Genomic DNA, 26,749 nt, shown 5'->3' with positions numbered 1-26,749 from the left:
TAAGCGCACGATTTCCAACATTTACCCTGCCCCGCTCGCGCCGCCCAAGTTGCATATATCTGAACTAACAGCGTTAAAGCGCCGTTTACGTGATCGCGCTCACGGATTGATCGGTGCGAAAGCGATATTCCCTGCCCTGCAATCGAACGGAAAAGGGCGGACGGATCGATGACCGAAGGCAAGAGTCCGGAAGATATCTGGCACATCATCAGCGAACAGCGGCGCATGATGCGCGACCATTTTCGCCGTGATCCCACCAGCTACTCGGTGCGTCGGGAAATGTCGCGCCGGCAGATGGCGCAGAAGCAGGACGATCAGACGCAGGACGTCTGAGCGCCGTCGTCGAACGCCGCGATGATCGGGCATGGCCCCTCATCGGAGGCATGGCATTGCCGGGCCAGCCGCGTCAGCGCCGCCCGCGCCGCCTCCAGTTCCGCGATCTTCACATCCAGCGCCGCGATCCGATCGGCCGCCAGCTCGCGCGCCCGCTTGCGATCCTGCCCGGCATCGAGCTGCAGCAGTTCGCCAATCTGCTCCAGCGTGAATCCCGCCGCCTGCGCCGACCGGATGAAGCGCAACCGCCGCACATCGCCCTCGCCATAGCGGCGCACGCTGCCCACCGGCCGATCGGGCGCATCCAGCAGGCCGCGCCGCTGGTAGAAGCGCACCGTCTCCACCCCGACATCGCCCGCGCGGGCCAGTGCGGAAATTGTCATGCTCATGCCTTGACTCCGTACCATGGTACAGACCCTATATGAGCGGCATCGCACTCGATACAAGCCTGACACAAGGACGATGCAATGCCCCAAGGACCGGAAAAGGTCGCTCAACTCTACCGTATGGTGATGCCCGGCCATGTCTGTCCCTATGGCCTCAAGGCGCGCTGGCTGCTGCGCCGCCATGGCTATCGGGTCGACGATCACGCCCTCTCCAGCCGGGCCGAGACCGATGCGTTCAAGGCGCAGCATGATGTGAAGACGACGCCGCAAATCTTCATCGATGGCCGGCGGATCGGCGGTCACGACGATCTGCGCCGCTTCCTGGGCCTCAAGGTGCCGGTGCCCGGCGCGACCAGCTATGTGCCGGTGCTGGCCGTCTTCGCCGTCGCCGCGCTGCTGGCGCTGGCGATCAACTGGCTGACCTTGGCGCCGCTCATAGGCCTGCTGACGCTGGAGCGGTTCATCGCCATCGCCATGATGCTGCTCGCCATGCTGAAGCTGCAGGATGTGGAGCGGTTCGCGACCATGTTCCTCAACTATGACCTGCTCGCCCGCCGCATCATTCCCTATGGCCGCGTCTATCCCTTCCTGGAACTGGGCGCGGGCGCGCTGATGCTGACCGGTCTTGCCCCCTGGCTTTCGATCCCGGTCGCCCTGTTCATCGGCGGCATCGGCGCGATATCGGTGTTCAAGGCGGTCTATATCGAGAAGCGCGAACTGAAATGCGCCTGCGTCGGCGGCAGCAGCAACGTGCCCCTGGGCTTCGTATCGCTGACCGAGAATGTCATGATGGTCGCCATGGCGCTTTGGATGGTCGCCGGCATCCATTGAGCCGGTTGGACGGGGAGACTACTCCCCGTCCCGTCCATAATCGTCGGGCAGAAACTGCACCCCGTCCGCCGTCGGCACCACCGTCAGATAGGTGAGATAGACCGGCACCGGCCGGGGCAGCGGCACATATTGTTCGGGCGCGTCGCTCTCTGCCGTCGGCGTCTTGCCGAAGAACCAGCGCCCCAGACGCTGCGCATCCTCCAGCCGGACGCAGCCATTGCTGAAATGGCGCACCGGCTTGGCGAACAGCGCCCGATCGGGCGTGTCGTGCAGATAGATGCCCAGGTCATTGGGGAACATGAACTTGATCTTCCCCATGGCATTATTGCCGCCGGGCAACTGGCGCACGCGCAATTCGCGCTGCCCCGCTGCCACCGCCTGCCAGTCGATCTCGCTCTGGTTCAGCGTCTGCGCGTCGGCGGTCCAGTCGCTCAGCGCCTCATAGCGCATCTTCCTGAGCGTCGCCCCATCCAGGATCTTGGGTGCGATCTTGCGCTCGACCAGGTCGGGCGGGACATTCCAATAGGGGTTGAGCGTCGCATAGCGGATCATGCCCGCCATCATCGGCGTCTGGCTTTCCTTGGCGCCGGCCACGACCTTCATCGATCCGTCCAGTTCGCCGCCGCTATAATAATAGAGCCGCGCCGATGCCGCATCGACCTCGACATGCCGCACCCATGGGCCGGGCAGCAGCCGCGCCCGCTCCAGATTGAGCGTCAATATCCGGCCATAATGGCCCGGACCACGATTGAGCGCCGCGATCGTCTGCGCGCCGGCAATGCCGTCCGCATCCAGCCCATGATCGGCCTGGAACAGCTTGACCTTGGCCGCCAGCGCCTTGTCATAATCGACCCCGTCGGGCAGCCCCAGCCGATGGCGCAGGATCGCGATCTCGCCACTCGATCCGCCCGGCCGCAGCTTGATGTCGGTCGGCACACTCACCGCCGGCAGGCCGCCCCAGCGCGTTGCATAGGCGCCGCTCGCCGCGCGCAGCTTCATGTAGAGCGGGCTCATCCAGCCCGCCTTCTCGACATAGGTCGCCAGCGACGGCGCCACCGCCGCCGCGCGCAGCACCTCGGCGGCATCGGGCGCCTGCGGCTCCACCTCGGGGTCGAGATAGCGCATCTTCACCGCCTTGGACGGGCGGCGGACATCGGCGACATAGGTGGCCAGCGCCTTTGACAGGGCGACATCGACCCGCGCCAGCGCCTTGGGGTCGCCCGAGGCATCGGCCTCCTTGATCGCCCGCAACAATCCCCTGGCATCATAGTCGCGCGATCGCAGCCCGTCCTGATCGGCACTGTCGAGCAGCGTCAGCAGCGCTTGCGCCGGTTCGGCGCGGACCTTGCCCTTGTCGCTCCACAGCGGCCAATAGCCGCGCGTGCCATAGAAATCGCGCAGCTTGCCACTTGCCGCCGACCGGATTTCCGCAGCCACGCTCGACCGCGCCGCCGTATCGCTGGCGGCCGGCTGCGCAGCCGCCATCCCCGGCACGGAGCCGGCGATCAGCATGGCGAGGATCAGGGAAACAGGATGTCGGGGGGCGCGGCGGAAATGCCGCGCCCGGAAAGGAGGATTGCTCAGCCGCGTTCTCCGGAACGGGGCGGCGCCGGCGGCGGCGGCGGGGGCGGACAGGGCGCCCCCTGGACCGGGTGATAGATGCCATCCGACGTATAATAGCCGTCGACATAGCCATCGCCGTTGCGGTCTGCGGCCACCGTGCCGGCAATCGCACCCGGCCCCAGCGGCGGCGCGCTGGTCACCGGCGCATCATTTTTCGAGCAGGCGCTCAGCGCCAGCAGGCTACCGGCGACCAGCGCCATTGTCTGGATTTTCATACCATCTCCCTGTGCGCCACGATCCTGTCGCGACGCCAATTGGACCCACTGCCGGGATGCAGTGCGACGACAACGGTTCAGGGGCGAAATGGAATCCATTACCCTTGTGCAATGACGGCAGGACGTGCCTCAAGCGCGCCCAGCCGTTAAGCATATGGGATCAGTCGCGGACCCAGTCGGTCGAAGCGATACCCTGCGCATAGAGTAGCACCGACAGGTCGCCATGGACGATCTCGGCCGCCGCCGCTGCGCGGGTCTTGGGCTTGGCATGATAGGCGACGCCCAGCCCTGCCCCCTCGATCATCGGAATGTCATTGGCGCCATCGCCCACCGCCAGCGTCAGCGCACGGTCGATCCCGCCGTCGATCGCGGCTTCCAGTTCGATGCGCTTGCGCGCGGCATCGACGATCGGCACGGTGACGGTGCCAAGCAGCGCGCCATCGTCAATTTCCAGCACGTTGGCGACGTGGACGTCGAATCCGATTTCCGCCGCGACCGGCCCGGTGAAGCGGGTGAAGCCACCCGACACGAGCAGTGTCCGAGCACCACGCGCCTTCATCGTGCGCACCAGTTCGCGCGCCCCGCCCATGATGACCACCCGCTCCTCGCGGCACTGGTCGATCGCGCTGTCTGGCAGGCCTTTCAGCAGGGCGACGCGGCCATGCAGCGCGCCTTCGAAATCCAGCTCGCCGCGCATCGCCCGTTCGGTGATCTCGGCAATCTGCGGCTTAATCCCGGCATAATCGGCCAGTTCGTCGATGCACTCGACCGTGATCATGGTCGAATCCATGTCGGCGATCAGCAGCTTCTTCTCGCGGCCCGCCGCCATCTGCACGATCACGTCGACCCGGTCGCCAATATCGGTCAGCGCAGCTCGGGCGGTGACGGGATCGCTGCCGAAGAAAATATCGGCCGCCTTGCCCTCGTCCAGCCAGACGCTATCGACCGGAGCGCAGCCGGCAGAGGCCAGCCGTCCGGCCGCATCGGCAATATCCGCCTGTTTCAGGGTCTCAACTGCCACTAAGGTCGCGACGAACATGAACACTCCCGCACATATGCCGGGCGAATCCCGCCCACCGGTCGCGCTTATTGCCGGGCCGACCGCCAGCGGCAAGAGTGCGCTCGCCGTCCGCCTGGCCCAGATCGCCGACGGCATCGTCATCAATGCCGATGCCAGCCAGGTCTATGCCGACCTCGCCATCCTGTCCGCCCGCCCGTCGCAAGAGGAAATGGGCGGCGTGCCCCATCGCCTGTTCGGCCATATCGACGGAGCGGAAGCCTGCTCCGCCGCGCGCTGGGCCGCCGAGGCCAGGGCGGAGATCGACGCCGCCCATGAAGCCGGCAAGCTGCCCGTACTGGTTGGCGGCACGGGCCTTTATATACGGACCTTGCTCGACGGCATCGCGCCAGTGCCGGGAATCGACGCCGATATCCGCGCCGCCGTGCGCGCCATGCCGGTGGCGCAGGCGCATGAAGCATTGCGCAGCGAAGACCCGGAGGCCGCCGCCCGCCTCGCCCCGGCGGACACCACCCGCGTTGCCCGCGCGCTGGAAGTGGTGCGATCGACCGGCAAGCCGCTGAAGATATGGCAGCAGCACAAGCAGGGCGGTATCGCCGACCGCATCAGCCTGTCCCCGATGATCCTGCTGCCCCCGCGCGACTGGTTGATCGAACGGTGCGACCGGCGTTTCGAACTGATGATCGATCAGGGCGCCGTTGCCGAGGTGGAGGCGCTGCTGCCCCGCAACCTCAATCCCGACCTGCCGGTGATGCGGGCGATCGGCGTGCCGGAAATCGCGGCCTGGCTCAAAGGTGACATCGATCATGACACGATGATGGCCCGCGGCCAGCTCGCCACGCGCCAGTATGCCAAACGCCAATATACCTGGTTCTCCAACCAGCCGCCGCAGGACTGGCACCGCGAAAAGAGATCGATTGATGCTGAAATTGCCAATGAATTAGCAATTAAATTACAACAATAGGGGTTGACCACGCATTTTATGTCCTCTAGACGCTGGCGCCTTGCCAATGCGGGCGCGACGGCGCAGACCCGCGAGCCAGCATCTTAAAAAAGAGGAGTTTCATCGTGGCCGAAAAGAGCGGCGCGGACATTTTGGTCGAGTGCCTGGTTGATCTGGGCGTCGAAGTTGTGTTCGGCTATCCGGGCGGCGCCGTGCTGCCCATCTATGACGCGCTCTATAATCACCCCACGATCAAGCATGTCCTAGTGCGCCACGAGCAGGGCGCGACCCACATGGCGGAGGGCTATGCCCGCTCGACCGGCAAGCCGGGCGTCGTCCTGGTCACCTCCGGTCCGGGCGCGACCAATGCCGTCACCGGTATCACCGACGCGCTGCTGGATTCGATCCCGATGATCGTCATCACCGGTCAGGTGCCGACGCAACTGATCGGCACCGACGCCTTCCAGGAAGCGGACACGGTCGGCATCACGCGCCACTGCACCAAGCATAATTATCTGGTGAAGGATCCGGCCAAGCTGGCCGGCATCGTCCATGAGGCGTTCCATATCGCCACCACCGGCCGCCCCGGCCCGGTCGTCGTCGACATTCCCAAGAATGTCCAAATCGCGACCGCGCCCTATGCCCGGCCGGAACTGAAGGTCCATGCCAGCTATCATCCGCAGACCAAGGCGGATGCCGCCGCGATCGATACGGCGGTCGAAATGCTGGCCGCGGCCGAGCGGCCGATCTTCTACACTGGCGGCGGCGTTATCAATTCGGGTCCGCAGGCCAGCGCCTTGCTGCGCGAACTGGCGGCGATGACCGGCGCGCCCGTCACCTCGACCCTGATGGGTCTGGGTGCCTTCCCCGCTTCGTCCGACCAGTGGGTCGGCATGCTGGGCATGCACGGCACCTATGAAGCCAATTGGGCGATGAACCAGGCGGACCTGATCTTGTGCATCGGCGCGCGTTTCGACGATCGCGTCACCGGCCGGCTGGACGCCTTCGCGCCCAACAGCCGCAAGGTGCATATCGATATCGACCGCAGCTCGATCAACAAGATCGTCGACGTCGATGTCGCGGTCGTCGCCGATGTCGGCAGCGCGCTGGAGGACATGATCGCCCTGTGGAAGCAGCGCGGCCATGAAAAGGCGGACTTGTCGGCCTGGTGGGCACGGATCGCCGAATGGCGTGCCAAGAAGAGCCTGTCCTACCCCGAAAGCGGCAGCGAGATCATGCCGCAAAAGGCGATCGCGGACCTCTACAAGGCGACCCGCGCGACCGGCAAGGACATCATCATCACCACCGAAGTCGGCCAGCACCAGATGTGGGCGGCCCAGCATTTCGGTTTTGAAGACCCCAATAAATGGCTGACCTCGGGCGGCCTGGGCACGATGGGCTATGGCTTCCCCGCCGCCATCGGCGCGCAGATGGGCAATCCCGACAGCATCAGCATCTGCATCGCCGGTGACGCCTCGATCCAGATGAACATCCAGGAAATGGGGACGGCCAGCCAGTATCGCCTGCCGGTCAAGATCTTCATCCTGAACAATGAATATATGGGTATGGTCCGCCAGTGGCAGGAACTGACCTATGAAAGCCGCTATTCCAACAGCTATTCGGACAGCCTGCCCGACTTCGTGAAGCTGGGCGAAGCCTATGGCTGGACCGGCATCCGCATCGAAGGGCCGCAGGAACTGGAGGCCGGCATCCGCCAGATGCTGGAAACCGACGGCCCCGTGATCGTCGACTGCCGCGTGGCAAAGCTGTCCAACTGTTTCCCGATGATCCCGTCGGGCGCGGCCCATACCGAAATGCTGCTCGATCCCAACCAGATCGAAGGCGTCATGTCGGACGAGGCAAAGGCACTGGTGTGACCACCCCCGCCAAGGTCCGCATTTTCGTGACCGAACCCTGGGATTTCGAACGGATCACAGGCACGACCGAACTCACCGGCTGGACCAGCGACCATGCTGACCCCGACAATGAGGAATGGGAAGTGCATCTGGATAGCGGGTTCGAATATCATGGCCTGCAGGTCGATCGGCTGCTGGCCGGCCCACGCTATGTGGGCGAACATCTCCTGCGGATGTTCGACGCGGTGACGGCCTTTCCCGTTCGCCTCGCCCACCCGCAGGACGATGATTGGCACTATGCCTTTATCGGCATGATCTCGCCGCGCCCCGAGCGCGAAGAAATGGAAGACGGGAACAGCATCTGATGCATATCCACGAAGAACAGAGCGAGCGGCACGTCCTGTCGCTGACGGTGTCGAACGAGGCGGGCATCCTGGCCCGCATCGCCGGCCTGTTCACCGCGCGCGGCTATAATATCGACAGCCTGACCGTGGCCGACATTACCGACGACCATGCGATCAGCCGCATCACCATCGTCACCAACGGCCCACCCAAGGTGATCGACCAGATCATCGCCCAGCTCGACCGGCTGGTCCCGGTCCACAAGGTCACCGACCTGACCGACGCCGGCCCGTTCGTCGAGCGCGAACTGGCGCTGGTCAAGGTCGCCGGCACCGGCGAAGACCGGATCGAGGCGCTGCGCCTGGCCGACGTGTTCCGTGCCAAGGTGGTCGACACGACGATCGAGAGCTTCATCTTCGAGATTACCGGCACGACCGAGAAGATCGACAATTTCGTCGGCCTGATGCGCCAGATCGGCCTGGTCGAGGTCGGTCGCACCGGCGTCGCCGGCCTGATCCGCGGCAAGGAGCCGGCCTGATATCTGCCCCTCTCCCACCGGGAGAGGGAGGGGCCCATCGCGCAGCGATGGGAGGGTGAGGGCGCGAAATGCGCCGACGCCCGGTGGTTCCCCCTCACCAACTTCGACTAGGGCCGGTCGGCCCAAGTCTTCGTATCCTCTCCCTCCAGGGAGAGGGTCAGGATATGAAAAGGGAAGACGAACAATGAAGGTTTATTACGATCGCGACGCAGACATCGGCCTGATCAAGGGCAAGAAGGTCGCCATTCTGGGTTATGGCTCGCAGGGCCACGCCCATGCACAGAATCTGCGCGACTCCGGCGTTGCCGAAGTCGCCATTGCGCTGCGCCCCGGTTCGCCCAGCGCCAAGAAGGCCGAAGGCGCCGGTTTCAAGGTGCTGCCGAACAAGGAAGCCGCCCAGTGGGCCGACGTGCTGATGATCCTGGCGCCCGACGAGCATCAGGCCGCCATCTATGAAGCCGACATCAAGGGCAATCTGCGCCCCGGCGCCGCGCTCGCCTTCGCCCATGGCCTGAACATCCATTTCGGCCTGATCGAAGTCCCCGCCGACATCGACGTCATCATGATCGCGCCCAAGGGCCCCGGCCACACCGTGCGCGGCGAATATCAGCGCGGCGGCGGCGTCCCCTGCCTGATCGCCGTCCATCAAGACGCGACCGGCAACGCCCATGACATCGCCCTGTCCTACGCTTCGGGCGTCGGCGGCGGCCGCAGCGGCATCATCGAAACCAACTTCCGCGAGGAATGCGAAACCGACCTGTTCGGCGAGCAGGCCGTTCTGTGCGGCGGCGCCACCGCGCTGGTCCAGGCTGGTTTCGAAACCCTGGTCGAAGCCGGCTACGCCCCGGAAATGGCCTATTTCGAGTGCCTGCACGAGCTGAAGCTGATCGTCGACCTGATGTATGAAGGCGGCATCGCCGACATGCGCTACTCGATCTCGAACACCGCCGAATATGGCGACATCAAGACCGGCCCGCGCATCATCACCGAAGAAACCAAGAAGGAAATGAAGCGCGTTCTGGCCGACATCCAGTCGGGCCGTTTCGTCAAGGACTTCATCCTCGACAACCGCGCCGGCCAGCCCGAACTCAAGGCCAGCCGCAAGCAGGCTGCCGCCCACCAGATCGAAAAGACCGGTTCGCAGCTGCGCGCCATGATGCCCTGGATCGGCGCCAACAAGCTGGTCAACAAGGACAAGAACTAAGCGGATAGCAGCCCCTCCCTGAAAAGGGAGGGGAGAAATAGCGGCAAACCGGAACGATCCGTTTCCGGTTACGCCTCTGGAACAATCGAGGGACGTGGCATATTCTGTGCCGCGTCCCTTGAATGCTTTTGGAGAGCGTTTCCCATGCGCAAATATCTGATCTCTGCCGCTGCCCTGATCGCGGTCGCCGGCGGCACTGTCGTCATCGCCCAGGCCCCGATGGCCGTCCCCGGCAGCAAGGATGTCGCCAAGGTCACCGCCGGCACCTATAGCGTCGAACCCAGCCACACCCAGATCGTCCTCCCCCATTACCATATGGGCTTCACCAACAATATGGGCGTCATCACCCAGCCGACCGGCACGCTGACGCTGGACAAGGCCAACCTCTCGGCTTCGAAGGTGTCGATCACCCTGCCGATCGCCAACCTCACCACCGGCATCCCGGCGTTGAACGAGCATCTCGCCAAGCCCGAATTTTTCGACGCAGCCAAGTTCCCGACCGCGACCTTCGTGTCGACCGGCGTGAAGCCCGACGGCGCGACCGGCGCGGACATCACCGGCAACCTGACCATCAAGGGCATCACCAAGCCGGTGACGCTGGATGCCGAATTCTACGGTGCCGGTGCGAACCCGATGAACAAGAAGGAAAATGTCGGCTTCGTCGCGACCGGTACGATCAAGCGCAGCGATTTCGGCATGGGCGGCTTCGTTCCCGTCGTCGGCGACAATGTCGAACTGAAGATCATCGTCGCCTTCCAGAAGTGATGCGATGATCCCCCGCCCGGCCCGCGCGATCCTGCTTCTGAGCCTGATCGCGTGCGGGCCGGCGGTGGCCAGTCCGGATGGCGGCCCCGCGCTCTATGCGCCGGGCCGCTATCTGGTGGATGGCGCAGCGACCAAAGTCCACTTCCATGTGAAGGCGCTGGTCGGCGGCTATGAAGGCGATTTCAACCAGCCTGAGGGCATGGTGATGATCGACCCCGCCCGGCCTGAACGGGCCGACGTCGACATCAGCTTCCCGGTCGAGAAGATGACCACGGGCGATGCTTCGACCGACGCCATGCTGAAAGGCGACAGCTTTTTCGACATGGCCCATTTCCCGATCGTGCGCTTCACTGCACAGGATGCGCCCCTCGTCGGCAGCGACAGCGCGACGATCATTCCCGGCGAACTCACCATGCACGGCCAGACCCGCGCGGTCGCCCTGTCCGTCCGGCTGACCGGCGTCACGCCCGACGAAGCGCCCGGCATCGCCACCCTTCATTTCACCGGCAGCATGACCGTCGAGCGCAGCGATTATGGCATGGGCTTTGGTCGCCGCTTCGTGTCGGACAAGGTCGACCTGACCATCGACGCAATTTTCCGTCGCGCCTGACGCCCCTTTCGCAAGAAACGGCTTTACGCTCCCCCTGTCCGCGTTTATGGGGACAGCATCATGCAGAGCGTCGCGCTTCTTACCCTGCTACGACTTACACGCCCTTAGGCGTGGCTTTTGTGCTGCCTTCCGGCTAAGGGCAGCGTCGATCCGCCTAAGGGCATTCATCACAGTCAAGTCGTACCCCGGAGCGCGCCATAGCGTCCCGAGCCAGGAAGTAGTTTGATCCCATGATGCTGACCGATCCTTCGCAGAAATACCGCCCCTTCCCCCAGGTGGACCTGCCCAATCGCCAATGGCCGTCCAAGGTCATCACCAAGGCGCCCCGCTGGCTGTCGACCGACATGCGCGACGGCAACCAGTCGCTGATCGACCCGATGAATGCGGAAAAGAAGCGTCGCTTCTTCGACCTGCTGGTCAAGGTCGGCGTCAAGGAGATCGAGGTCGGCTTCCCCGCCGCCGGTGCGACCGAGTTCGACTTCATTTCGGGCCTGGTCAAGGAAGGCGCGATCCCCGATGATGTCATGCCCCAGGTGCTGACCCAGGCGCGCGAGGATCTGATCGCCACCACCTTCGAAAGCCTGCGCGGCGCGAAACAGGCGATCGTCCATGTCTATAACGCGATCTCGCCGGCCTGGCGCAACATCGTGTTCCAGATGGAACGGCCGGAAATCAAGCAGATCGCGATCAACGCCGCCAAGCTGCTGCGCGACAACGCCGCGCGCATGCCCGACACCGACTGGCATTTCGAATATAGCCCCGAAACCTTCTCGACCGCCGAGCTGGATTTCAGCCTGGAATGCTGCGAGGCGGTGATGGACATCCTGCAGCCGACGCCGGAACGGCCGCTGATCCTGAACCTGCCCGCCACCGTCGAGTGCGCGACCCCCAACATCTATGCCGACCAGATCGAATGGATCTGCCGCAACATCTCGCGCCGTGACAGCGTGGTGATCTCGCTGCACACCCATAATGACCGCGGCACCGGCGTTGCCGCCGCGGAACTGGGCATCATGGCCGGCGCCGACCGCGTCGAAGGCTGCCTGTTCGGCAATGGCGAGCGCACCGGCAATTGCGACCTGGTGACCGTCGCGCTCAACATGTACACGCAGGGCATCGACCCGGAACTGGACTTCAGCGACATTGACGAGGTCATCCAGACGGTCGAATATTGCAACCAGCTGCCGGTCCACCCGCGCCACCCCTATGCCGGAGAACTGGTGTTCACCGCCTTCTCTGGCAGCCATCAGGACGCGATCAAGAAGGGCTTTGCCGCGCAGGAAGCGCGCAACGACCTGTTCTGGAACGTCCCCTATCTGCCGATCGATCCCAAGGATCTGGGCCGCGACTATGAAGCGGTGATCCGCGTCAATTCGCAGTCGGGCAAGGGTGGCGTCGCCTGGGTGCTGCAGCAGGACAAGGGCTACAAGCTGCCCAAGCGGATGCAGGCCGACTTCTCGAAGGTGGTGCAGGCGCTGGCCGACCAGTCGAGCCGCGAACTCAACGCTGCCGACATTTCGGCCGCGTTCGACGACTATTATCACCAGACCGGCGACCAGGCCTATAGCCTGATCGACTATCATGAGAGCGGCAGCGCGGGCGACCGCATCTTCACCGGCAAGATCGTCCATGAAGGCGGCGAGCGCTCGATCTCGGGTCGCGGCAACGGGCTCATCTCGTCGGTGCTGGCTGCGCTGCGCGACGAACTGGGCGTGGTGCTGGAGGTCGCCGACTATAATGAGCACGCCATCGGCGCCGGCACCGACGTGAACGCCGCCGCCTATGTCGAATGCCGCACCGCCGACGGCCGCACCGTCTTCGGCATCGGCACCGACAGCGACGTCGCGACCGCCTCGGTCAAGGCCGTCCTCTCCGCCGCCAATGCGGTGGCCGTGCGGGGCTGATATTTGCCGACGCATGCATAAATAGCCGTCATTCCCGCGAAAGCGGGAACCCATCTCCTGACCTTGCCCAACAGACCGTCCTTCGGGAGATGGGTCCCCGCTTCCGCGGGGATGACGAGCTTTTTAAGCGGCGGTCATTACTTCGCCAGCGCCCGCACCACGCTGTCCCACTGGGCCAGCGATGCGGCGATACCCGCCACCGGCACCCGTTCATTGAGCCCATGGGCAAAGCCGTCCTCGGCCTTCATGAACAGGCTGGAGACGCCATAGCTGGGCACGCCCAGCGCGCGGAAATAGAGGCTGTCGGTCGCACCGGCCGACATGCCCGGCATCACCGTGATCGCGGGCGAGCGCGCCTTGATCGCGGCAGCCACCGCCTTCACCACATCGTCGCGCAACGGCGAGGCATCGCTGCCAGTCGGGTCGTTGAGCGTGGTTAAGGTCGCGCTCGGATCATCCACCACCTTGACCAGTTGCGCCTTCACGTCGTCGATCTTCACGCCGGGGAAGATGCGGCAATTGACGCTGACCTTGGCACTTTGCGGCAGGGCGTTAAGCGCATGGCCGCCCGACAGCATGGTCGCGACGCAGGTGGTGCGCACCTGTCCCACAAATTCGGGCCGGCTCGACAATAGTTCCGCAGAGGCCGGATCCTGGGTCGCGGCATAGAGGCGCATCGCTTCCCCTACATCGCCGCCGATCCGCTGCGCCGACAGGCTGAGCGACGCCTTGGTCAGCTCGTTGATCATCGGCGGAAACTGATAGGCCGCGATCCGGTCGATCGCCCTGGCCAGCCGATAGATCGGGTTGCCCGGCGTCGGTGCGCTCGAATGGCCGCCCGGATCGGTGAAGCCGATCTCGAAATCAGCATAGGTCTTCTCGCCCGCTTGCAACTGATAGAGGACGGGCTTGCCCGTCTCATCGAGCAGGCCGCCGCCGCCATCACCGTTCAGCAGCAGCTCGGCATCCTTATACTTGGCCGCCAGCGCCTTGGTGGTGACCATGTTGGTCTCCTCGTCGCCCGACAAGAGCAGGATGACGGTGCGGCGCGGGGTCCAGCCCTCCTTCTTGAGCTGCGCCAGCGTCGCGACCATCATCGCGACATCATATTTATTATCTTCCGACCCGCGCCCGAAAATATAGCCATCCTCCTCGACCGGGACGAAAGGATCGCGCGCCCAGTCGGCCCGGTTGGCGGCCACCACGTCCATATGACCGATCATCAGCATCGGCTTCAGGCTGGAGTCGCGCCCCTTGATCGTCGCCGCCAGCGTCGCGGTCTCGCCCATCGGGGTGATGACGATATCGCCATCGGCAAAGCCCGCCTGCTTCAGCACCGACGCATAATAGGCGGCCAGCGCGGGCACCTGCCCCGCGCCCTCGACCGTTTTGAACGCGACCGATCGCTTCAATATCTCCTTGGCCGCGCCGGCATCCGCTGCCGCCTGTGCGCCAACCGGCATTGCCAGCCCCCCTACTGCCAACATCGCCCCTGCCAGCAATATCCCCCGCAATTGCATATATTTATACTCCCTGATGGACCCGAGCGGCGATTGTGGCATAGCGGATCGCGCCGTTCCATGCGTTTGATCGGACGGCGCGCGGAAAGAGGGCCACCTTATCCGCACTGAACCCCTTGAAAGAATTGCTTGCGCGCAATCGGACAGATGCCATCCGATATAGCGCGCCGGTCGTCCAAAGGAATAAAGCCATCATGGCCCTCAATTATCGCAGCTTCGGCTTCCAGGTTTTGCTCGGCATGGTCGTGGGCCTCGCCCTCGGTCTCGTCGCGCGCCAGATCGGCGCAGGCCCCAATGGCGACCTCAACTGGCTCGCGACCACGCTCAAAACGGTCGGATCGATCTTCGTCTCGCTCTTGAAGGCGATCGTGCCGCCTCTGGTGTTCGCCGCGATCGTCGCGTCGATTGCCAATCTGCGCGCGCTCGACAATGCCGCCCGCCTCGCCGGCCAGACCCTGCTCTGGTTCGCGATCACCGCGCTGATCGCGGTCAGCATCGGCCTTGCCATCGGCCTGATCGTCCAGCCGGGCGCGGGCCTGCACGGCACCGCGCTCGCCATGGGCAAGGCGGATAGCGTGGGCGGCTGGCTCGATTTCCTCAAGGGTCTGGTCCCCGGCAACAGCCTGGCCCTGTCGGGTAGCACCAAGATCAGCGACGGCAGCGCCAGCACCAGCATCTCGTTCAACATCCTGCAATTGCTGGTCATCTCGATCGCGGTCGGCCTTGCCACGCTGAAGGTCGGCGACAAGGCGGAGCCCTTCCTGTCCTTCGTCCGCTCGCTGCTCGCCGTCGTCCGTGCGATTCTGGGCTGGGTCATCCGCCTGACGCCGATCGGCTCGGCCGCGCTGATCGGCACCGCGATCGCCACCTATGGCTGGAGCGCGCTGGCGCAGCTCGGCACCTTCACTGCCGCCATCTATCTGGGCCTCGGCCTCGTCCTGCTGGTCGTCTATCCGCTGCTGCTGATCGCCAATGGCCTGAAACCCGGCCCCTTCTTCGCCAAGGCCTGGCCGGCGATCCAGCTTGCCTTCGTTTCGCGCTCGTCGGTCGGCACCCTGCCGGTGACCGAGACCGTTACCGAGCGGCTGGGCGTCGACAAGGGCTATGCCGCCTTCGCGATCCCGCTCGCCTCCACCACCAAGATGGACGGCTGCGCCTCCATCTATCCCGCGCTGGCGGCGATCTTCGTTGCGGGCTTCTATGGCATCCCGCTGCACTTCATCGACTATGTGCTGATCGTCTTCGTCTCGGTCATCGGTTCGGCCGCGACCGCCGGCCTGACCGGCGCGATCGTGATGCTGACCCTCACCCTCTCGACGCTCGGCCTGCCGCTGGAAGGCGCCGGCCTGCTGCTGGCGATCGACCCGATCCTCGACATGGGGCGCACCGCCGTCAACGTTGCGGGCCAGGTGCTGGTTGGCGTGATCGTCGCCAAGCGCGAGGGCATTCTCGACGAAAGCGCCTATTATGGCGAGGGCAAACTGGTCGCCGCCTGATCGAAAACCGGGCGGCGCGGGCGTTCCGCGCCGCCGTCAGGGCAGCTGGCCGCGCCCGGTCGCCGTCCAGTAGATGCCGCCCATCAGATGGTCGAGATAGCGCGGATCGCGATACATCTCGCCATTATGGCCCAGCGTGGTGACGAACACCCGCCCCTTCTCATAGGCATGATACCAGGCGACGGGATGCTCCCGCCCCATCGGCCTTGCCACCTGCCCCGGCCAGATTTTGGTCGGGTCGTAGCTGCTTTCCTCGACATGCAGCACCGGATGGATCGTCACCTTATAGGGGTTGGCGGTGACATAATATTCGTCGGTCCAGATCCAGCGATCGGGCAGACCATAGGTGGCGGGAAAACCCTTGTCGGTCGGCGTCACCACCGCCGTCTGCACCATCGGATGGATGACGAAGCTGCGCCCGACCAGCTTTTCGTACCAGACCCATTCGCCCGGCGGCGTGATGAGCGCGCGATGCACGACGATGGCATTGCCACCCGCGCGCATATATTCCTCGAACCTCGCGCGCTGGGCCGGGGTCAGTTCCTCGCCCGGCGTGTTGAGGAACATCACCGCCGCATATTGGCTGAGATCGCCGTCGAAGACCGACGTATTGTTGGCCCAGGTGAAGCTGAAATCCTGCAGTTTGCCCAGATGCTCCAGGCTGTCGCGCGCGATCGGTATATATTCATAATGATATTTGTTCGGGATGGCGAGGACGAGCAGCTTATACTGGTCCTCCGCCTGCACCGCTGCGGGCACCGACAGCGCCATCAGGGCGATGAGTGCCCCGACCTTGTTTCTCATCCGCCTGCCTCCTTCGCTCGCCTATCGCTAGGACAGGCGGCGACGGAAAGATAGCGCTCCCATGGTCGTAGTCAGCCCGGCAGCAGACCGATCGCGTCCACCTCGACCAGACAGCCATGATGAAGTTCGGGTGCGGGCACCACCGTACGCGCCGGCCGGGCATCCCCCATCATTTCGGCATAGATGGCGTTGAAACGCGGCCAATTCTCGACGCCGACGATATAGGCGGTGACGCGCGCGATCCGGTCCGGCCCACATCGCGCCTCTGCCAGGATTGCCAGCATGTTGCCGATCGCCAGCCGCGCCTGATCCTCGAACGACAGGTCGCTGCGCGGCCCCCGCCCTGCCACCACCGGCAATTGCCCCGACACGAAGACGAAGCCATTGGCAATCGTCGCCTGCGCATAATGGCCGGCGGGAACCGGCGCCTTGTCGGTCTCGATCCGCTGCACGTCCATTACCATCCTCCAAATCGCGGCCAGACCGCTTCCACCATATCGCTGCCGCCCCGCACCACATGATAGCGATCATGCTGCGCCCCGGTGGCACAGGCATGGTTGGGCAATATTCGCACCCGATCACCCACCGCCAGGTCCGGCAGCGCGCCGGATGCCCCCGGCCGCAGCGCGATGATGCCATGTTCCTGATTGGCATCGACCAGGATCAGATCGCCATAGGGCCGCCCGCCCCGGTCGCAGACCTGGCCATAGCCCTGATCGACATCCTGCTTGGCCGTGCCGCGATCGCGCGACATCGCCATCCAGCCGGCATCAACCAAGATCCAGCCCTTGTCCCGCTGGTGCCCGATCACCGTCGCCAGCACCGACAGGGCGATGTCGTCCACCGAGCAAATGCCGATCCCGGCCATCACCAGATCGAAGAAGACGAAGACGCCGGCGCGTACCTCGGTCACGCCGCTCAAGTCCGTGGCATGATGGGCGGTCGGGGTCGATCCAGCGCTGATCACCGGGCAATCATGTCCCGCCGCCCGCAAGGTCCGCGCCGCCACCAGCACGGCATCCCGTTCGGCATCGGCGCAGGCGCGCAGTTCGGCATCGCCCCGCGCGCCATAGCTGCCGCCGGCATGGGTCATCACACCGCGCAATGCGCCGCCCTGCGCCAGCGCCGCGCCGATCGCCCGCAGCCGCGCCGCATCGTCGGGCTGCACGCCCGACCGATGGCCGTCGCAATCAATCTCGATCAGCGCCGGAATGGCGGTACCGGCCGCGCGCGATGCGGCCGCGACCGCCTCAGCCTGCTCGACCGAATCCAGCACGATCGCCAGGTCCACGCCCTGCGCCCGCAGCGCCAGTATCTCGGGCAATTTGGCCGGGCTGATGCCGACCGCATAGAGAATGTCGCGCACCCCGGCCGCCGCAAAGCGGCGCGCCTCCTGCAGGGTCGATACCGTCGCCGGCCCCTGCGCCGTCGGCATCAGCCGCTGCGCAACCTCGACCGACTTGGCGGTCTTGAGATGCGGCCGCATCCCCACGCCCAGCCCGTCCAGATGCGCGCGCAGCCGCGCAATGTTGTGATCCATCCGGTCGGCATCCAGCACCAGGCAGGGCGTCGGCAATGTATCGAGCGAGGCGGAATCGGCAGAAGAAGGCATCGGCATCAGGGGCTCCTTATCGCCCCTCTGATTGCCGAGGATCGCTGCCCGTTCAACGGCTTTTGCTCGTGCGGGAGCAACAATGCCGATGACATCCGCGCGCCTGCCCCTGTCCTATTGAACCATGCCCCGCTATACTGATTGCATCTCATAACAATATGTCCCACTGGCGTTCGGAAATTGCCGAATGTGCGGGAAAAGTGCGAAGTTAAGCGAAATATGTCCAATCATCAGATCCATGTCATCGGCGGCGGTCTCGCCGGTTCGGAAGCCGCCTGGCAGCTTGCCCAGGCCGGTATCAAGGTCCGCCTGTCGGAAATGCGCGGCACCGGAGAGATGACCCCGGCGCACCAGACCGACGGGCTGGCGGAACTGGTCTGTTCTAACAGCTTCCGTTCCGATGACGCGGACAAGAATGCCGTCGGCCTGCTGCATCAGGAAATGCGCCGCCTCGGCTCGCTGATCATGGACCGGGCCGAACCGGCCAAGGTGCCGGCCGGCTCTGCCCTGGCGGTCGACCGCCATGTCTTTTCCGAGGGCGTTACCCGCGCGCTCGCCGAACATCCCAATGTCGAGATCGTGCGCGAACGGATCGACACGCTACCTACGCAAGGCATGACCATCGTCGCCACCGGGCCGCTGACCGCAGCGGCGCTCGCCAGCAGCATCGGCGAAGCGGCCGGCATGGAGCATCTCGCCTTCTTCGACGCGATCGCGCCGGTCATCCATTTCGACAGCATCGACATGGAAGAATGCTGGATGGCCAATCGCTGGGACAAGATCGGCCCCGGCGGTGGCGAGGGCAAGGACTATATCAACTGCCCGATGAACAAGGAGCAGTATCAGGCTTTCGTCCAGGGGCTGCTCGACGGCGAGAAGACCGAGTTCAAGGAATGGGAGTCGAGCACCCCCTATTTCGAGGGCTGCATGCCGATCGAGGTGATGGCCTCGCGCGGGCCGGAAACGCTGCGCCATGGCCCGATGAAGCCGATGGGGCTGGACAATCCCAAGACCGGCCGCTGGCCCTATGCCGTGGTCCAACTGCGTCAGGACAATGCCTCGGGGACACTATGGAACATGGTCGGTTTCCAGACCAAGCTGAAGCATGGCGCCCAGGTCGAGCTGTTCCGCACCATTCCGGGGCTGGAAAAGGCCGAGTTCGCGCGGTTGGGCGGCTTGCACCGCAACACCTTCATCCAGAGCCCGAAGCTGCTCGACCCGACGCTGCGCCTGAAAAGCGCGCCGCATATCCGCTTCGCCGGGCAGATGACCGGGTGTGAAGGCTATGTCGAAAGCGCCGCCATCGGCCTCATCGCCGGGCGTTTCGCCGCGGCCGAAATATTGGGCCAGGAATTGGCGCCGCCGCCGGCCGACACGGCGCTCGGCGCGCTGCTCGGCCACGTCACCGGCAATGTCGAGACTGCCGACTATCAGCCGATGAACGTCAATTTCGGCCTTTTCCCGACGCTGGACGACGTCAAGAAGAAGCAGCGCAAGGAAGCCTATACCGCCCGCGCCCGCGCCTCCTTCGGTCGCTGGCTGGGTGAGGTGGTGGAACCGGCCTGATCCATCCGGGACAGGCTCAGCATTTGCAGCGCGGTTTCGCCGCCCGCTTCGGCGCGGTGGTGGCGAATTCGGCCGGGGTCAGCTTGCCGTTCTTGTCGGCATCGGCCCCGCTGAAGCGGTCCGCCGTCGCCACCGCCCATTCCTCGAACGACAGGAGATTGTCCTTGTTCGTGTCGAGTTGTTTGAAGGCGACGGTGCGACTGCCCAGCATCTCGATCCGGCTGATGATGCCGTCGCGATTGCGATCATAACGGGCGAAGCGCTTTTCCTCGCGGCTCTGGGGACTGGCCTCGCCGGGCATCGGCGGCGCCTCCCCGACCGCATCGGGATCGCCCTCTGGCAAGGCTTCGTTGGCTGGCGGTGGCGGCGGCGCGAGCAGCGCCTTGGGCGGCGGCTCGTTGGTCGCCCGCCCCTGCCACCAGAACAGGCCGGCCGCGACCAGCAGCAACGCCCCCATGCCACCTGCCAGCAACCGTCCCATCGCCCGCTCCCCCCTTCGTGACGGCAGCGAACCTATCGCGATCGACTAGCGCCCGACAAGGGCGATCCGCATCAGCCGCCATGCCATGTTCCGCGTCAGCCCGACCGGCGCCCGCTGTCCCCGCTCGACATCATGCCGCGCCAGCAGATAGGCGATGCGCAGCGGCTTCCACGCCCTGGGCCACAGCGGATCGCCCACCTGCGGTAACAGGTCGCGGGCAAGGCCAATGGCCGCGTCCGCCAGTGCCTCGTCGCCGCTATGGGCGGACAGATCCCACAGCGCCCAGACCTTGCCGGCCGCGACCAGCCAGTCGGGCGCGTCAGCCACATCGGCCAGCGCCTGGAACAGCCCGCCGCCGCGGCCGGCGGCATAGTCGCGCAGGCCGGTGAGATCGATCTCCGGCTCCACCACCAGCACTTCCCAGCCGTCGAGCATCGCCGGGATACCGGGCGCGTCCAGCGCACCGATCGCGCGGAGCCAGTCGACCACCGGTTCGCCCTGCCCCTTGACGCCCGCCTCGTCCATGACGACGCCCAGCCACCAGGCGAGGCGCATCTGCCCGATCGCCGCATCGCTGGTCGTTCGCGCAATTTGCGCAAAGCGCTGATCCAGCGCCCAGAGCGCCCGATGCCGCTCGGCAAAGCGCCCCGCATGCCCGGAAAGCAGGCGCGCCAGCGGCGCCAGATCGTCCGTGCGATCCATCATTTCGATCCCGATCTAAAAATGGCTTATCAATCCTTTAACCAGACTTCGCATAGAGACCCTAACCAGTCCCGTTGCATGGCCGACGATGGCCCTGTCCAGATTTCTGGGGGGAAACGGGCGACATGGGTGAATGCGGAACATGGGCAAGCAGATCAAGCGCGCGATGACATTCCTTGGCCGGCTTCGGCGCAACCAGGCGGGCAACACGCTCGCCATGGTGGCCGCGGCCGTCATTCCCCTTGCCGGCCTGATCGGCGGCGGCGTGGACATGAGCCGCGCCTATATGGTGCGCGCGCGCATGCAGCAAGCCTGTGACGCCGCCGCACTGGCGGGGCGCCGTGCGATGACCGCTTCATCCATGACCGATGCCAACAAGGCCGAGGCGAAGAAATTCTTCGACTTCAACTTCCCGCAGCAAACTTTCGGCGCCGCGAGCTTCACACCCGTTATCCAGAGCAAACCCGGCGAGACGACGACTGTCCAGGTGTCGGCTGAAACCACCATCCCGACCACCATCATGCGCATCTTCGGCGTTCAGACATTGTCGCTCGCGGTAAATTGCGATTCCCGTTTCGACATCGGCAATACCGACGTGATGCTGGTGCTGGACACGACCGGGTCGATGGCCGATTCCATTTCCAATGGCTCAGGAGGCACGGTTGTAAAGCTCACCGCCTTGCAGCAGGCGGTAAGAGATTTCTATGATACGCTGGGTCCTGGCTCCGACAGCAGTGGCCGCATCCGCTACGGCTTCATGCCCTATAGCTCCACTGTCAATGTAGGTTACCAATTGCCCACCAGCGCGGTACTCGGAGGCACGGCCGGCGAGACATGGACTTATAACAGCCGCTATGCGTGGTATTACTGGGAAAACACGTCGACGGACACGACCTGCTACAAGCGCAACGGCTCAAACACCTGCTACACATCAGCCCAGAATGCGATCAATGGATCAGGTGGGACCAATCTGAACGGGACCGACTGCTCCAACTGGCAGAATGCCTCCGCGACCACAAGCGGCAGCGCGCCCAGCAACACCGCACGGACCGTCTACAGCTATGGCGGCTGGAACAACAGCACTTCGAACGCCCCATCGGGCAGCACCGCGCGCGTGTGCGTGCGCAAAGAACTCACAACAACCAAGACCTACTTCACCTCAACCACTCCTGGTCCGGGACGCACCCGTTACACCAACTGGACCTATACCAACGTAGCGTTCAACATGAGCGACTTCATCAAGGGCGAACCCATCCAGAATCCCGCCTTTGAGTGGGGCACCAACGCGACATGGTCTGGCTGTATCGAGGAACGCGATACGGACAGCACCATTAACGCAAATTCGTCGACGTCTTCCATTCCAGCGACAGCCTTTGATCTTCAGATCGATACGGCACCGACGACGACTGCTACAAAATGGCGCCCATTTTGGCCCGATGTCGAATACACACGCGGCGGCTCTTGGCTCAACAGTTCGAACAATATCAGCAACGGCTATGTCGCCTGCCCCAGCCAGGCACGTAGGCTGACCTCTTACGCCAGCCGCACCGCCATTCCGGACGGTCAAACGAGCAGCTATGACAGCTATGTCGACAGTCTGGTTGCAGTTGGCGGCACCTATCACACCATTGGTATGATGTGGGGCGCGCGCTTCCTGTCGCCGACCGGCATATTCGCATCGGATAACGCCAACGCGCCCAACGGCTTCAACATTTCACGCCACATCGTGTTCATGACCGACGGCGTCATGCAAGCCTACAACAATGTCTACGGTGCCTGGGGATATCAGACTCTCGATCAGCGCGACGGTCCCGCCGGCGCTTCCAATGACGACCTGACGGCCATTCACAACCGTCGCCTGGAAATGATGTGCAATGCAATCAAGTCCAAGGGGATCACCATCTGGGTGATCGGATTCAGCAATTCGAACGTGATGAGCACTCCTTTGCAGAATTGCGCCAGCAGCGCCAATCATTGGAGCATGAACTATTCCGCAGCGCAGTTGAAAACGACCTTCCAGAACATCGCCAAGAATATTGGCGGCTTGCGGTTGTCCAACTGATGCGCTGGCCGTTTCACCTCCCCCGTGATCTACAGCGTGATCAACGTGGCGCGACGCTGATGGAGTTCGGCCTGATCGTCACGCCGCTCTGCCTGTTCATCATGGGCGTCGGCGACTTGGGCTATCAGTCCTATCTGCGCTCGGTGACCCAGGGTGTGCTCGACAGAGCCGCTCGCGCGGCATCGGTCGGGACACTCAACAGCACCCAGATCGACGCCTATATCGATACGCAGATGCAGGCGATCAACAGCAAGAACGGCTCCACTTCGGTGACCAAGAAGAGCTATTACAACTTCTCGCGCGTGGGGAAGCCTGAAAAGATCACCACGGATACGGCACCGCTTGGCAGCTTCAACACGGGCGATTGCTTCGAGGATTCCAATGGCAATGGCAGTTACGACAGCAGCGCCGGCTCCACGGGCCTTGGTGGAGCTGATGATATCGTCTTCTATCAGGTAACCGTGTCCATGCCCCGCCTGTTCCCGATGGCCAAACTGCTGGGCTGGAGTGCAACCCAGACCGCCACGGCCAACGCCACCATCCGCAACCAGCCCTGGTCCAACCAGGCAACATTGCCGATCATCTGCACATGACCCCGATCCACCTTTCCCTCGCGCGCTGGGCGCGCCATCTGCGCGACGACCAGTCGGGCCTGGCCCTTATTGAGTTTGCCTATTCCTTGCCGGTGCTGATGGTGTTGTCGATGGGTGGGCTGGAAATCGCCAATCTGGCGACCGCCCATATGCGCGTCAGCCAGATCGCGATGCTGGTCGCCGACAATGCCTCCCGCGAGCGAACCTCGATCGATGAGGCCGACATCAACGAGATTTTCACTGGCGCGGAATTGGCCGGTGCCAACCTCAAGAACTTCAAGGCAAACACCCGCATCTTCCTGTCCGATCTGGAACCCAACAACCAGACGGGCAGCAACGCCGGCCAGTATATAAGATGGCAGCGCTGCTGGGGCAGCGGCAGTTTCACATCAAGCTACGGCAAAGCGGGTGATGGCACGAACGATGCGACGTTGAGGGATGGCCTGGGCCCTGACACCACGGCCGCGACCAAGATCACTTCGGGCGGCGGCACGGCTGTCATGTTCGTGGAAGTCGCCTATACCTATCAGCCGCTGATCTCGAACGACATTTTCGGTTCGAAAACCATTCGCTATACCAGCGCCTTCAACGTGCGCGAGCGGACCGATCAGGCGATGAAGAATGCGGGCAGCCTGCCCAACAGCCAGATCGCCTCCTGCCCTGCCTGACCGCAAGCGGACAACGAACCGATAGAAAAAGGGGCGATCCGATCGGACCGCCCCTTTTTCATTCTTACTTGTAGCAGACCTTCTTGGCCGCTTCGACCACGCGGGCCGCGTCGATCAGCGCCAGCTTTTCGAGGTTGGCGGCATAAGGCAGCGGCACATCCTCGTTGGTGACACGCAGGACCGGGGCGTCGAGATCGTCGAAGCCCTTTTCCATCACGACGGCAGCGATTTCCGATGCGATCGAGCAGGTCGGCCAGCCTTCTTCCACCACCACCAGGCGGTTGGTCTTCTTGAGGCTTTCCAGAACCGTCGCGGTGTCGAGCGGACGCAGCGTGCGCAGGTCGATCACCTCGGCATCGATGCCTTCGGCAGCAAGCTGCTCGGCCGCGTCGAGCGCCAGGCCCACGCCGATCGAGTAGCTCACCAGGGTCACGTCCTTGCCCGGACGCATGATGCGCGCCTTGCCGATCGGCAGGACATAGTCGTCGACCTTGGGTACGTCGAAGCTGCGACCGTAGAGAAGTTCATTCTCCAGGAACACGACCGGATCGGTCGAGCGGATCGCGGCCTTAAGCAGGCCCTTGGCATCGGCCGCGTCATAGGGCGCGATGACGATCAGGCCGGGAACTGCTGCGTACCAGGGGCCGTAGTTCTGCGAGTGCTGCGCGCCGACGCGGCTGGCCGCGCCGTTGGGACCACGGAACACGATCGGGCAGCGCATCTGGCCACCGGACATATAGTTGGTCTTGGCCGCCGAGTTGATGATGTGGTCGATCGCCTGCATGGCGAAGTTGAACGTCATGAACTCGATCACCGGACGCAGGCCACCCATGGCCGCGCCCGAACCGATGCCGGCAAAGCCATATTCGGTGATCGGCGTGTCGATGACGCGCTTGGGACCGAATTCGTCGAGCAGGCCCTGGGTCACCTTGTAGGCGCCCTGATATTCAGCGACTTCCTCGCCCATCACGAAGACGCGCGGGTCCGACCGCATTTCCTCGGCCATGGCGTCGCGCAGCGCTTCGCGCACGGTGGTCTTGACGAACTCGGTGCCGGCCGGGAGGTCCGGATCCTGCACGGTCGCCTTGGCTTCCGACGCCAGCTTGGAGGTGCCGCTTTCCGCCTTCTTGGGCGCTTCTTCGGCCTTGGGGGCTTCAGCCTTGGGCGCAGGTGCCGGAGCAGCCTCCCCGCCCTCGCCCGCCATCGTCGCGATGACGGTGCCGACCTTCACGCCCTCGGTGCCTTCGGCAATCACGATCTGGCCGATCTTGCCTTCGTCGACGGCTTCGAATTCCATCGTCGCCTTGTCGGTCTCGATCTCGGCGAGAATGTCGCCGGACTTCACTTCATCGCCTTCCTTCACCAGCCACTTGGCCAGCGTGCCCTCTTCCATCGTCGGCGAGAGCGCCGGCATCTTGATTTCGATACCCATTAATATTGCTCCACCAGCACGTCGGTATAGAGTTCATGCATCTCAGGTTCGGGCGAGGTTTCGGCGAAATCGGCCGCCTCGGCGACGATCTTGCGGATATCCTGATCGATGACCTTGATCTCGTCCTCGCTGACGCCGGCATCGATCAGATATTTCTTCACGCCCTCGATCGGGTCGCTGTTGTCGCGCACCGCCTGGACCTCGTCACGCGAACGATATTTGGCCGGATCGGACATGGAGTGGCCGCGATAGCGGTAGGTCTTCATTTCGAGCAGGATCGGGCCATTGCCGCCCTGGACCCACTTGAGCGCTTCCTCGGTCGCACCGCGCACCGCCAGAACGTCCATGCCGTCGACCTGGATGCCGGGGATGCGGAAGCTCTCGCCACGGCGATAGAGCTGGTCTTCCGACGAGGCGCGGTTGACGCTGGTGCCCATGGCATATTGGTTGTTCTCGATCACGAAGATGATCGGGAGCTTCCACAGTTCGGCCATGTTGAACGATTCGTAGACCTGGCCCTGGTTGGCCGCGCCGTCGCCGAAATAGGCAACGCACACGCCGCCATCGTCATTATATTTGTGGGCGAAGGCCAGGCCTGCGCCGAGCGACACCTGGGCGCCGACGATGCCGTGGCCGCCATAGAATTTATGCTCGACGCTGAACATGTGCATCGAACCGCCCTTGCCGCGCGAAATGCCGGCTTCGCGGCCGGTCAGTTCGGCCATGATGACCTTGGGATCGATGCCATAGGCGAGCATGTGGCCATGGTCGCGGTAGCCGGTGATCACGCTGTCCTTGCCGGGCTTCAATGCCGACTGGATGCCGACCGCAACCGCTTCCTGGCCGATATAGAGGTGACAGAAACCGCCGATGAAACCCAGACCATAAAGCTGGCCGGCCTTTTCCTCGAAGCGGCGGATCAGAACCATCTGCCGATAGAATTCCAGCAGCTCTTCCTTGCTGGCCTTGTAGTCGGTGGGCGTTTCGGGGCGCGGACGATTATGGTCCGCACCGGCCGGCACTGCGGCCTTTGCCTTTGCGCTGTCGGCGCGCGGCGTGGTTGGTTTCGCCAAGGCTATTATCCTTTTGCGTGGGTAGGATGGAAGGAAGCCCGATATGCGTCAGAGTTGCATAGATTGCAACGGCGGACCCCACGGAATCCCGGCATAATGAATGTCGCGAGTGCAAAAACGACAATCCATGACAACGCTGTCGAAAACGGGTCACGAACGGCTGGCAACAAAA

27 protein-coding genes are annotated in these 26,749 nt (G+C 63.9%); 15 read left to right on the top strand and 12 right to left on the bottom strand.

Features of this window, described 5'->3' with window-relative positions:
- Positions 1 to 168 precede the first annotated feature (168 nt).
- A complete protein-coding gene (locus CG471_RS09855) occupies positions 169 to 333 on the top strand; it encodes a hypothetical protein (protein WP_004211842.1) in 165 nt (54 codons plus the stop codon).
- Here the strand turns inward: CG471_RS09855 and CG471_RS09850 are convergent.
- Positions 315 to 722: a MerR family transcriptional regulator gene (locus CG471_RS09850; protein WP_099231754.1), complete on the bottom strand. Its 408-nt coding sequence runs from the start codon at positions 720 to 722 to the stop codon at positions 315 to 317. The two genes, CG471_RS09855 and CG471_RS09850, sit on opposite strands and share 19 nt — an antisense overlap.
- 78 nt (positions 723 to 800) lie before the next feature.
- On the opposite strand from CG471_RS09850, the gene CG471_RS09845 reads away from it, so the two are divergent.
- Positions 801 to 1,550, top strand: coding sequence for a MauE/DoxX family redox-associated membrane protein (locus CG471_RS09845; protein ID WP_099231753.1), 750 nt, complete (start codon positions 801 to 803; stop codon positions 1,548 to 1,550).
- A gap of 18 nt (positions 1,551 to 1,568) precedes the next feature.
- Here CG471_RS09845 and CG471_RS09840 read toward each other — a convergent pair whose 3' ends face one another.
- From CG471_RS09840 to serB, 3 genes are all read right to left on the bottom strand, one after another.
- Positions 1,569 to 3,062, bottom strand: coding sequence for a murein L,D-transpeptidase (locus CG471_RS09840; protein ID WP_099231752.1), 1,494 nt, complete (start codon positions 3,060 to 3,062; stop codon positions 1,569 to 1,571).
- Between the two features lie 68 nt (positions 3,063 to 3,130).
- A complete protein-coding gene (locus tag CG471_RS09835; protein ID WP_099231751.1) occupies positions 3,131 to 3,388 on the bottom strand; it encodes a hypothetical protein in 258 nt (85 codons plus the stop codon).
- A gap of 160 nt (positions 3,389 to 3,548) precedes the next feature.
- The gene (gene serB / locus CG471_RS09830) at positions 3,549 to 4,427 is read right to left on the bottom strand and encodes a phosphoserine phosphatase SerB (RefSeq protein ID WP_099231750.1); all 879 of its coding nucleotides are present in this window, start codon (positions 4,425 to 4,427) and stop codon (positions 3,549 to 3,551) included.
- On the opposite strand from serB, the gene miaA reads away from it, so the two are divergent.
- The 8 genes from miaA to leuA all read left to right on the top strand — a co-directional run bounded on the left by miaA (position 4,426) and on the right by leuA (position 12,568).
- A complete protein-coding gene (gene miaA, locus CG471_RS09825) occupies positions 4,426 to 5,370 on the top strand; it encodes a tRNA (adenosine(37)-N6)-dimethylallyltransferase MiaA (RefSeq protein WP_099231749.1) in 945 nt (314 codons plus the stop codon). The two genes, serB and miaA, sit on opposite strands and share 2 nt — an antisense overlap.
- A gap of 104 nt (positions 5,371 to 5,474) precedes the next feature.
- Positions 5,475 to 7,226 carry an acetolactate synthase 3 large subunit gene (locus CG471_RS09820; RefSeq protein ID WP_099231748.1) on the top strand — a complete coding sequence of 584 codons (1,752 nt, stop codon included), beginning with the start codon at positions 5,475 to 5,477 and terminating at the stop codon, positions 7,224 to 7,226.
- Positions 7,223 to 7,570: a hypothetical protein gene (locus tag CG471_RS09815; RefSeq protein WP_010337168.1), complete on the top strand. Its 348-nt coding sequence runs from the start codon at positions 7,223 to 7,225 to the stop codon at positions 7,568 to 7,570. The genes CG471_RS09820 and CG471_RS09815 overlap by 4 nt, the downstream gene beginning before the upstream one ends.
- Complete coding sequence (gene ilvN, locus CG471_RS09810) at positions 7,570 to 8,085, top strand: acetolactate synthase small subunit (protein WP_004211828.1); 516 nt, start codon at positions 7,570 to 7,572, stop codon at positions 8,083 to 8,085. The genes CG471_RS09815 and ilvN overlap by 1 nt, the downstream gene beginning before the upstream one ends.
- Positions 8,086 to 8,269: 184 nt before the next feature.
- Complete coding sequence (gene ilvC / locus CG471_RS09805) at positions 8,270 to 9,289, top strand: ketol-acid reductoisomerase (RefSeq protein WP_004211826.1); 1,020 nt, start codon at positions 8,270 to 8,272, stop codon at positions 9,287 to 9,289.
- 144 nt (positions 9,290 to 9,433) lie between these two features.
- Positions 9,434 to 10,054: a YceI family protein gene (locus CG471_RS09800; protein ID WP_099231747.1), complete on the top strand. Its 621-nt coding sequence runs from the start codon at positions 9,434 to 9,436 to the stop codon at positions 10,052 to 10,054.
- A 4-nt stretch (positions 10,055 to 10,058) separates the two neighbouring features.
- Positions 10,059 to 10,664, top strand: coding sequence for a YceI family protein (locus CG471_RS09795; RefSeq protein ID WP_099231746.1), 606 nt, complete (start codon positions 10,059 to 10,061; stop codon positions 10,662 to 10,664).
- A 230-nt stretch (positions 10,665 to 10,894) separates the two neighbouring features.
- Positions 10,895 to 12,568: a 2-isopropylmalate synthase gene (leuA, locus tag CG471_RS09790; protein ID WP_097382649.1), complete on the top strand. Its 1,674-nt coding sequence runs from the start codon at positions 10,895 to 10,897 to the stop codon at positions 12,566 to 12,568.
- Positions 12,569 to 12,705: 137 nt separating this feature from the next.
- Here the strand turns inward: leuA and CG471_RS09785 are convergent, their stop codons facing one another.
- Entirely contained in the window at positions 12,706 to 14,088 is a 1,383-nt protein-coding gene (locus CG471_RS09785; RefSeq protein WP_257211489.1) for a M20/M25/M40 family metallo-hydrolase, read from the bottom strand.
- Between the two features lie 194 nt (positions 14,089 to 14,282).
- Between CG471_RS09785 and CG471_RS09775 the strand changes: the two genes are divergently transcribed.
- Entirely contained in the window at positions 14,283 to 15,584 is a 1,302-nt protein-coding gene (locus tag CG471_RS09775; protein WP_099231743.1) for a dicarboxylate/amino acid:cation symporter, read from the top strand.
- Between the two features lie 36 nt (positions 15,585 to 15,620).
- On the opposite strand, the gene CG471_RS09770 is transcribed toward CG471_RS09775, so the two are convergent.
- From CG471_RS09770 to CG471_RS09760, 3 genes are all read right to left on the bottom strand, one after another.
- On the bottom strand, positions 15,621 to 16,388 hold the full coding sequence (locus CG471_RS09770; protein WP_099231742.1) for a ThuA domain-containing protein: 768 nt from the start codon (positions 16,386 to 16,388) through the stop codon (positions 15,621 to 15,623).
- A gap of 71 nt (positions 16,389 to 16,459) precedes the next feature.
- Positions 16,460 to 16,846, bottom strand: coding sequence for a RidA family protein (locus CG471_RS09765; RefSeq protein WP_099231741.1), 387 nt, complete (start codon positions 16,844 to 16,846; stop codon positions 16,460 to 16,462).
- Positions 16,846 to 18,000: an alanine racemase gene (locus CG471_RS09760; RefSeq protein WP_099231768.1), complete on the bottom strand. Its 1,155-nt coding sequence runs from the start codon at positions 17,998 to 18,000 to the stop codon at positions 16,846 to 16,848. The genes CG471_RS09765 and CG471_RS09760 overlap by 1 nt, the downstream gene beginning before the upstream one ends.
- Positions 18,001 to 18,219: 219 nt before the next feature.
- Between CG471_RS09760 and trmFO the strand changes: the two genes are divergently transcribed.
- A complete protein-coding gene (trmFO, locus tag CG471_RS09755) occupies positions 18,220 to 19,566 on the top strand; it encodes a methylenetetrahydrofolate--tRNA-(uracil(54)-C(5))-methyltransferase (FADH(2)-oxidizing) TrmFO (protein ID WP_099231740.1) in 1,347 nt (448 codons plus the stop codon).
- Between the two features lie 16 nt (positions 19,567 to 19,582).
- Here trmFO and CG471_RS09750 read toward each other — a convergent pair whose 3' ends face one another.
- Both CG471_RS09750 and CG471_RS09745 read right to left on the bottom strand, forming a co-directional pair.
- Positions 19,583 to 20,047, bottom strand: a complete 465-nt coding sequence (locus tag CG471_RS09750; protein ID WP_099231739.1) for a hypothetical protein — start codon at positions 20,045 to 20,047, stop codon at positions 19,583 to 19,585.
- A gap of 45 nt (positions 20,048 to 20,092) precedes the next feature.
- Positions 20,093 to 20,752, bottom strand: coding sequence for a hypothetical protein (locus CG471_RS09745; RefSeq protein ID WP_099231738.1), 660 nt, complete (start codon positions 20,750 to 20,752; stop codon positions 20,093 to 20,095).
- 139 nt (positions 20,753 to 20,891) lie between these two features.
- Here CG471_RS09745 and CG471_RS09740 point away from each other — a divergent pair, with 139 nt between their 5' ends.
- Genes CG471_RS09740 through CG471_RS09730 form a run of 3 tightly spaced genes read left to right on the top strand, consistent with a single transcriptional unit; the run spans position 20,892 to position 24,072 of the window.
- Positions 20,892 to 22,811: a TadE/TadG family type IV pilus assembly protein gene (locus CG471_RS09740; protein ID WP_099231737.1), complete on the top strand. Its 1,920-nt coding sequence runs from the start codon at positions 20,892 to 20,894 to the stop codon at positions 22,809 to 22,811.
- A 59-nt stretch (positions 22,812 to 22,870) separates the two neighbouring features.
- On the top strand, positions 22,871 to 23,404 hold the full coding sequence (locus CG471_RS09735) for a TadE/TadG family type IV pilus assembly protein (RefSeq protein WP_257211488.1): 534 nt from the start codon (positions 22,871 to 22,873) through the stop codon (positions 23,402 to 23,404).
- Positions 23,401 to 24,072, top strand: a complete 672-nt coding sequence (locus CG471_RS09730) for a TadE/TadG family type IV pilus assembly protein (protein WP_099231735.1) — start codon at positions 23,401 to 23,403, stop codon at positions 24,070 to 24,072. The genes CG471_RS09735 and CG471_RS09730 overlap by 4 nt, the downstream gene beginning before the upstream one ends.
- Positions 24,073 to 24,136: 64 nt before the next feature.
- Here the strand turns inward: CG471_RS09730 and CG471_RS09725 are convergent, their stop codons facing one another.
- Positions 24,137 to 25,504, bottom strand: coding sequence for a pyruvate dehydrogenase complex E1 component subunit beta (locus CG471_RS09725; protein WP_004211797.1), 1,368 nt, complete (start codon positions 25,502 to 25,504; stop codon positions 24,137 to 24,139).
- Positions 25,504 to 26,577: a pyruvate dehydrogenase (acetyl-transferring) E1 component subunit alpha gene (gene pdhA / locus CG471_RS09720; protein WP_004211796.1), complete on the bottom strand. Its 1,074-nt coding sequence runs from the start codon at positions 26,575 to 26,577 to the stop codon at positions 25,504 to 25,506. Before pdhA ends, CG471_RS09725 begins: the two co-directional genes overlap by 1 nt.
- Positions 26,578 to 26,749: the final 172 nt, after the last annotated feature.

The organism is Sphingobium sp. IP1 (genome assembly GCF_002708645.1).
Lineage (GTDB): Bacteria > Pseudomonadota > Alphaproteobacteria > Sphingomonadales > Sphingomonadaceae > Sphingobium > Sphingobium yanoikuyae.
The sequence above is the reverse complement of the archived record's forward strand: the minus strand, read 5'-3'. Positions and strand labels throughout refer to the sequence as shown.

What these genes read in the sequence shown, in the direction of transcription:
- CG471_RS09840 (WP_099231752.1), bottom strand. Translation starts at nt 3,062, where the DNA reads ATGCTGATCGCCGGCTCCGTGCCGGGGATGGCGGCTGCGCAGCCGGCC.
- CG471_RS09725 (WP_004211797.1), bottom strand. Translation starts at nt 25,504, where the DNA reads ATGGGTATCGAAATCAAGATGCCGGCGCTCTCGCCGACGATGGAAGAG.
- CG471_RS09800 (WP_099231747.1), top strand. Translation starts at nt 9,434, where the DNA reads ATGCGCAAATATCTGATCTCTGCCGCTGCCCTGATCGCGGTCGCCGGC.
- CG471_RS09785 (WP_257211489.1), bottom strand. Translation starts at nt 14,088, where the DNA reads ATGCAATTGCGGGGGATATTGCTGGCAGGGGCGATGTTGGCAGTAGGG.
- CG471_RS09835 (WP_099231751.1), bottom strand. Translation starts at nt 3,388, where the DNA reads ATGAAAATCCAGACAATGGCGCTGGTCGCCGGTAGCCTGCTGGCGCTG.
- CG471_RS09775 (WP_099231743.1), top strand. Translation starts at nt 14,283, where the DNA reads ATGGCCCTCAATTATCGCAGCTTCGGCTTCCAGGTTTTGCTCGGCATG.
- CG471_RS09760 (WP_099231768.1), bottom strand. Translation starts at nt 18,000, where the DNA reads ATGCCTTCTTCTGCCGATTCCGCCTCGCTCGATACATTGCCGACGCCC.
- CG471_RS09855 (WP_004211842.1), top strand. Translation starts at nt 169, where the DNA reads ATGACCGAAGGCAAGAGTCCGGAAGATATCTGGCACATCATCAGCGAA.
- trmFO (WP_099231740.1), top strand. Translation starts at nt 18,220, where the DNA reads ATGTCCAATCATCAGATCCATGTCATCGGCGGCGGTCTCGCCGGTTCG.
- CG471_RS09770 (WP_099231742.1), bottom strand. Translation starts at nt 16,388, where the DNA reads ATGAGAAACAAGGTCGGGGCACTCATCGCCCTGATGGCGCTGTCGGTG.
- CG471_RS09765 (WP_099231741.1), bottom strand. Translation starts at nt 16,846, where the DNA reads ATGGACGTGCAGCGGATCGAGACCGACAAGGCGCCGGTTCCCGCCGGC.
- CG471_RS09740 (WP_099231737.1), top strand. Translation starts at nt 20,892, where the DNA reads ATGGGCAAGCAGATCAAGCGCGCGATGACATTCCTTGGCCGGCTTCGG.
- miaA (WP_099231749.1), top strand. Translation starts at nt 4,426, where the DNA reads ATGAACACTCCCGCACATATGCCGGGCGAATCCCGCCCACCGGTCGCG.
- ilvN (WP_004211828.1), top strand. Translation starts at nt 7,570, where the DNA reads ATGCATATCCACGAAGAACAGAGCGAGCGGCACGTCCTGTCGCTGACG.
- CG471_RS09795 (WP_099231746.1), top strand. Translation starts at nt 10,059, where the DNA reads ATGATCCCCCGCCCGGCCCGCGCGATCCTGCTTCTGAGCCTGATCGCG.
- leuA (WP_097382649.1), top strand. Translation starts at nt 10,895, where the DNA reads ATGATGCTGACCGATCCTTCGCAGAAATACCGCCCCTTCCCCCAGGTG.
- CG471_RS09730 (WP_099231735.1), top strand. Translation starts at nt 23,401, where the DNA reads ATGACCCCGATCCACCTTTCCCTCGCGCGCTGGGCGCGCCATCTGCGC.
- CG471_RS09845 (WP_099231753.1), top strand. Translation starts at nt 801, where the DNA reads ATGCCCCAAGGACCGGAAAAGGTCGCTCAACTCTACCGTATGGTGATG.
- CG471_RS09750 (WP_099231739.1), bottom strand. Translation starts at nt 20,047, where the DNA reads ATGGGACGGTTGCTGGCAGGTGGCATGGGGGCGTTGCTGCTGGTCGCG.
- CG471_RS09735 (WP_257211488.1), top strand. Translation starts at nt 22,871, where the DNA reads ATGGAGTTCGGCCTGATCGTCACGCCGCTCTGCCTGTTCATCATGGGC.
- ilvC (WP_004211826.1), top strand. Translation starts at nt 8,270, where the DNA reads ATGAAGGTTTATTACGATCGCGACGCAGACATCGGCCTGATCAAGGGC.
- serB (WP_099231750.1), bottom strand. Translation starts at nt 4,427, where the DNA reads ATGTTCGTCGCGACCTTAGTGGCAGTTGAGACCCTGAAACAGGCGGAT.
- CG471_RS09850 (WP_099231754.1), bottom strand. Translation starts at nt 722, where the DNA reads ATGAGCATGACAATTTCCGCACTGGCCCGCGCGGGCGATGTCGGGGTG.
- CG471_RS09745 (WP_099231738.1), bottom strand. Translation starts at nt 20,752, where the DNA reads ATGATGGATCGCACGGACGATCTGGCGCCGCTGGCGCGCCTGCTTTCC.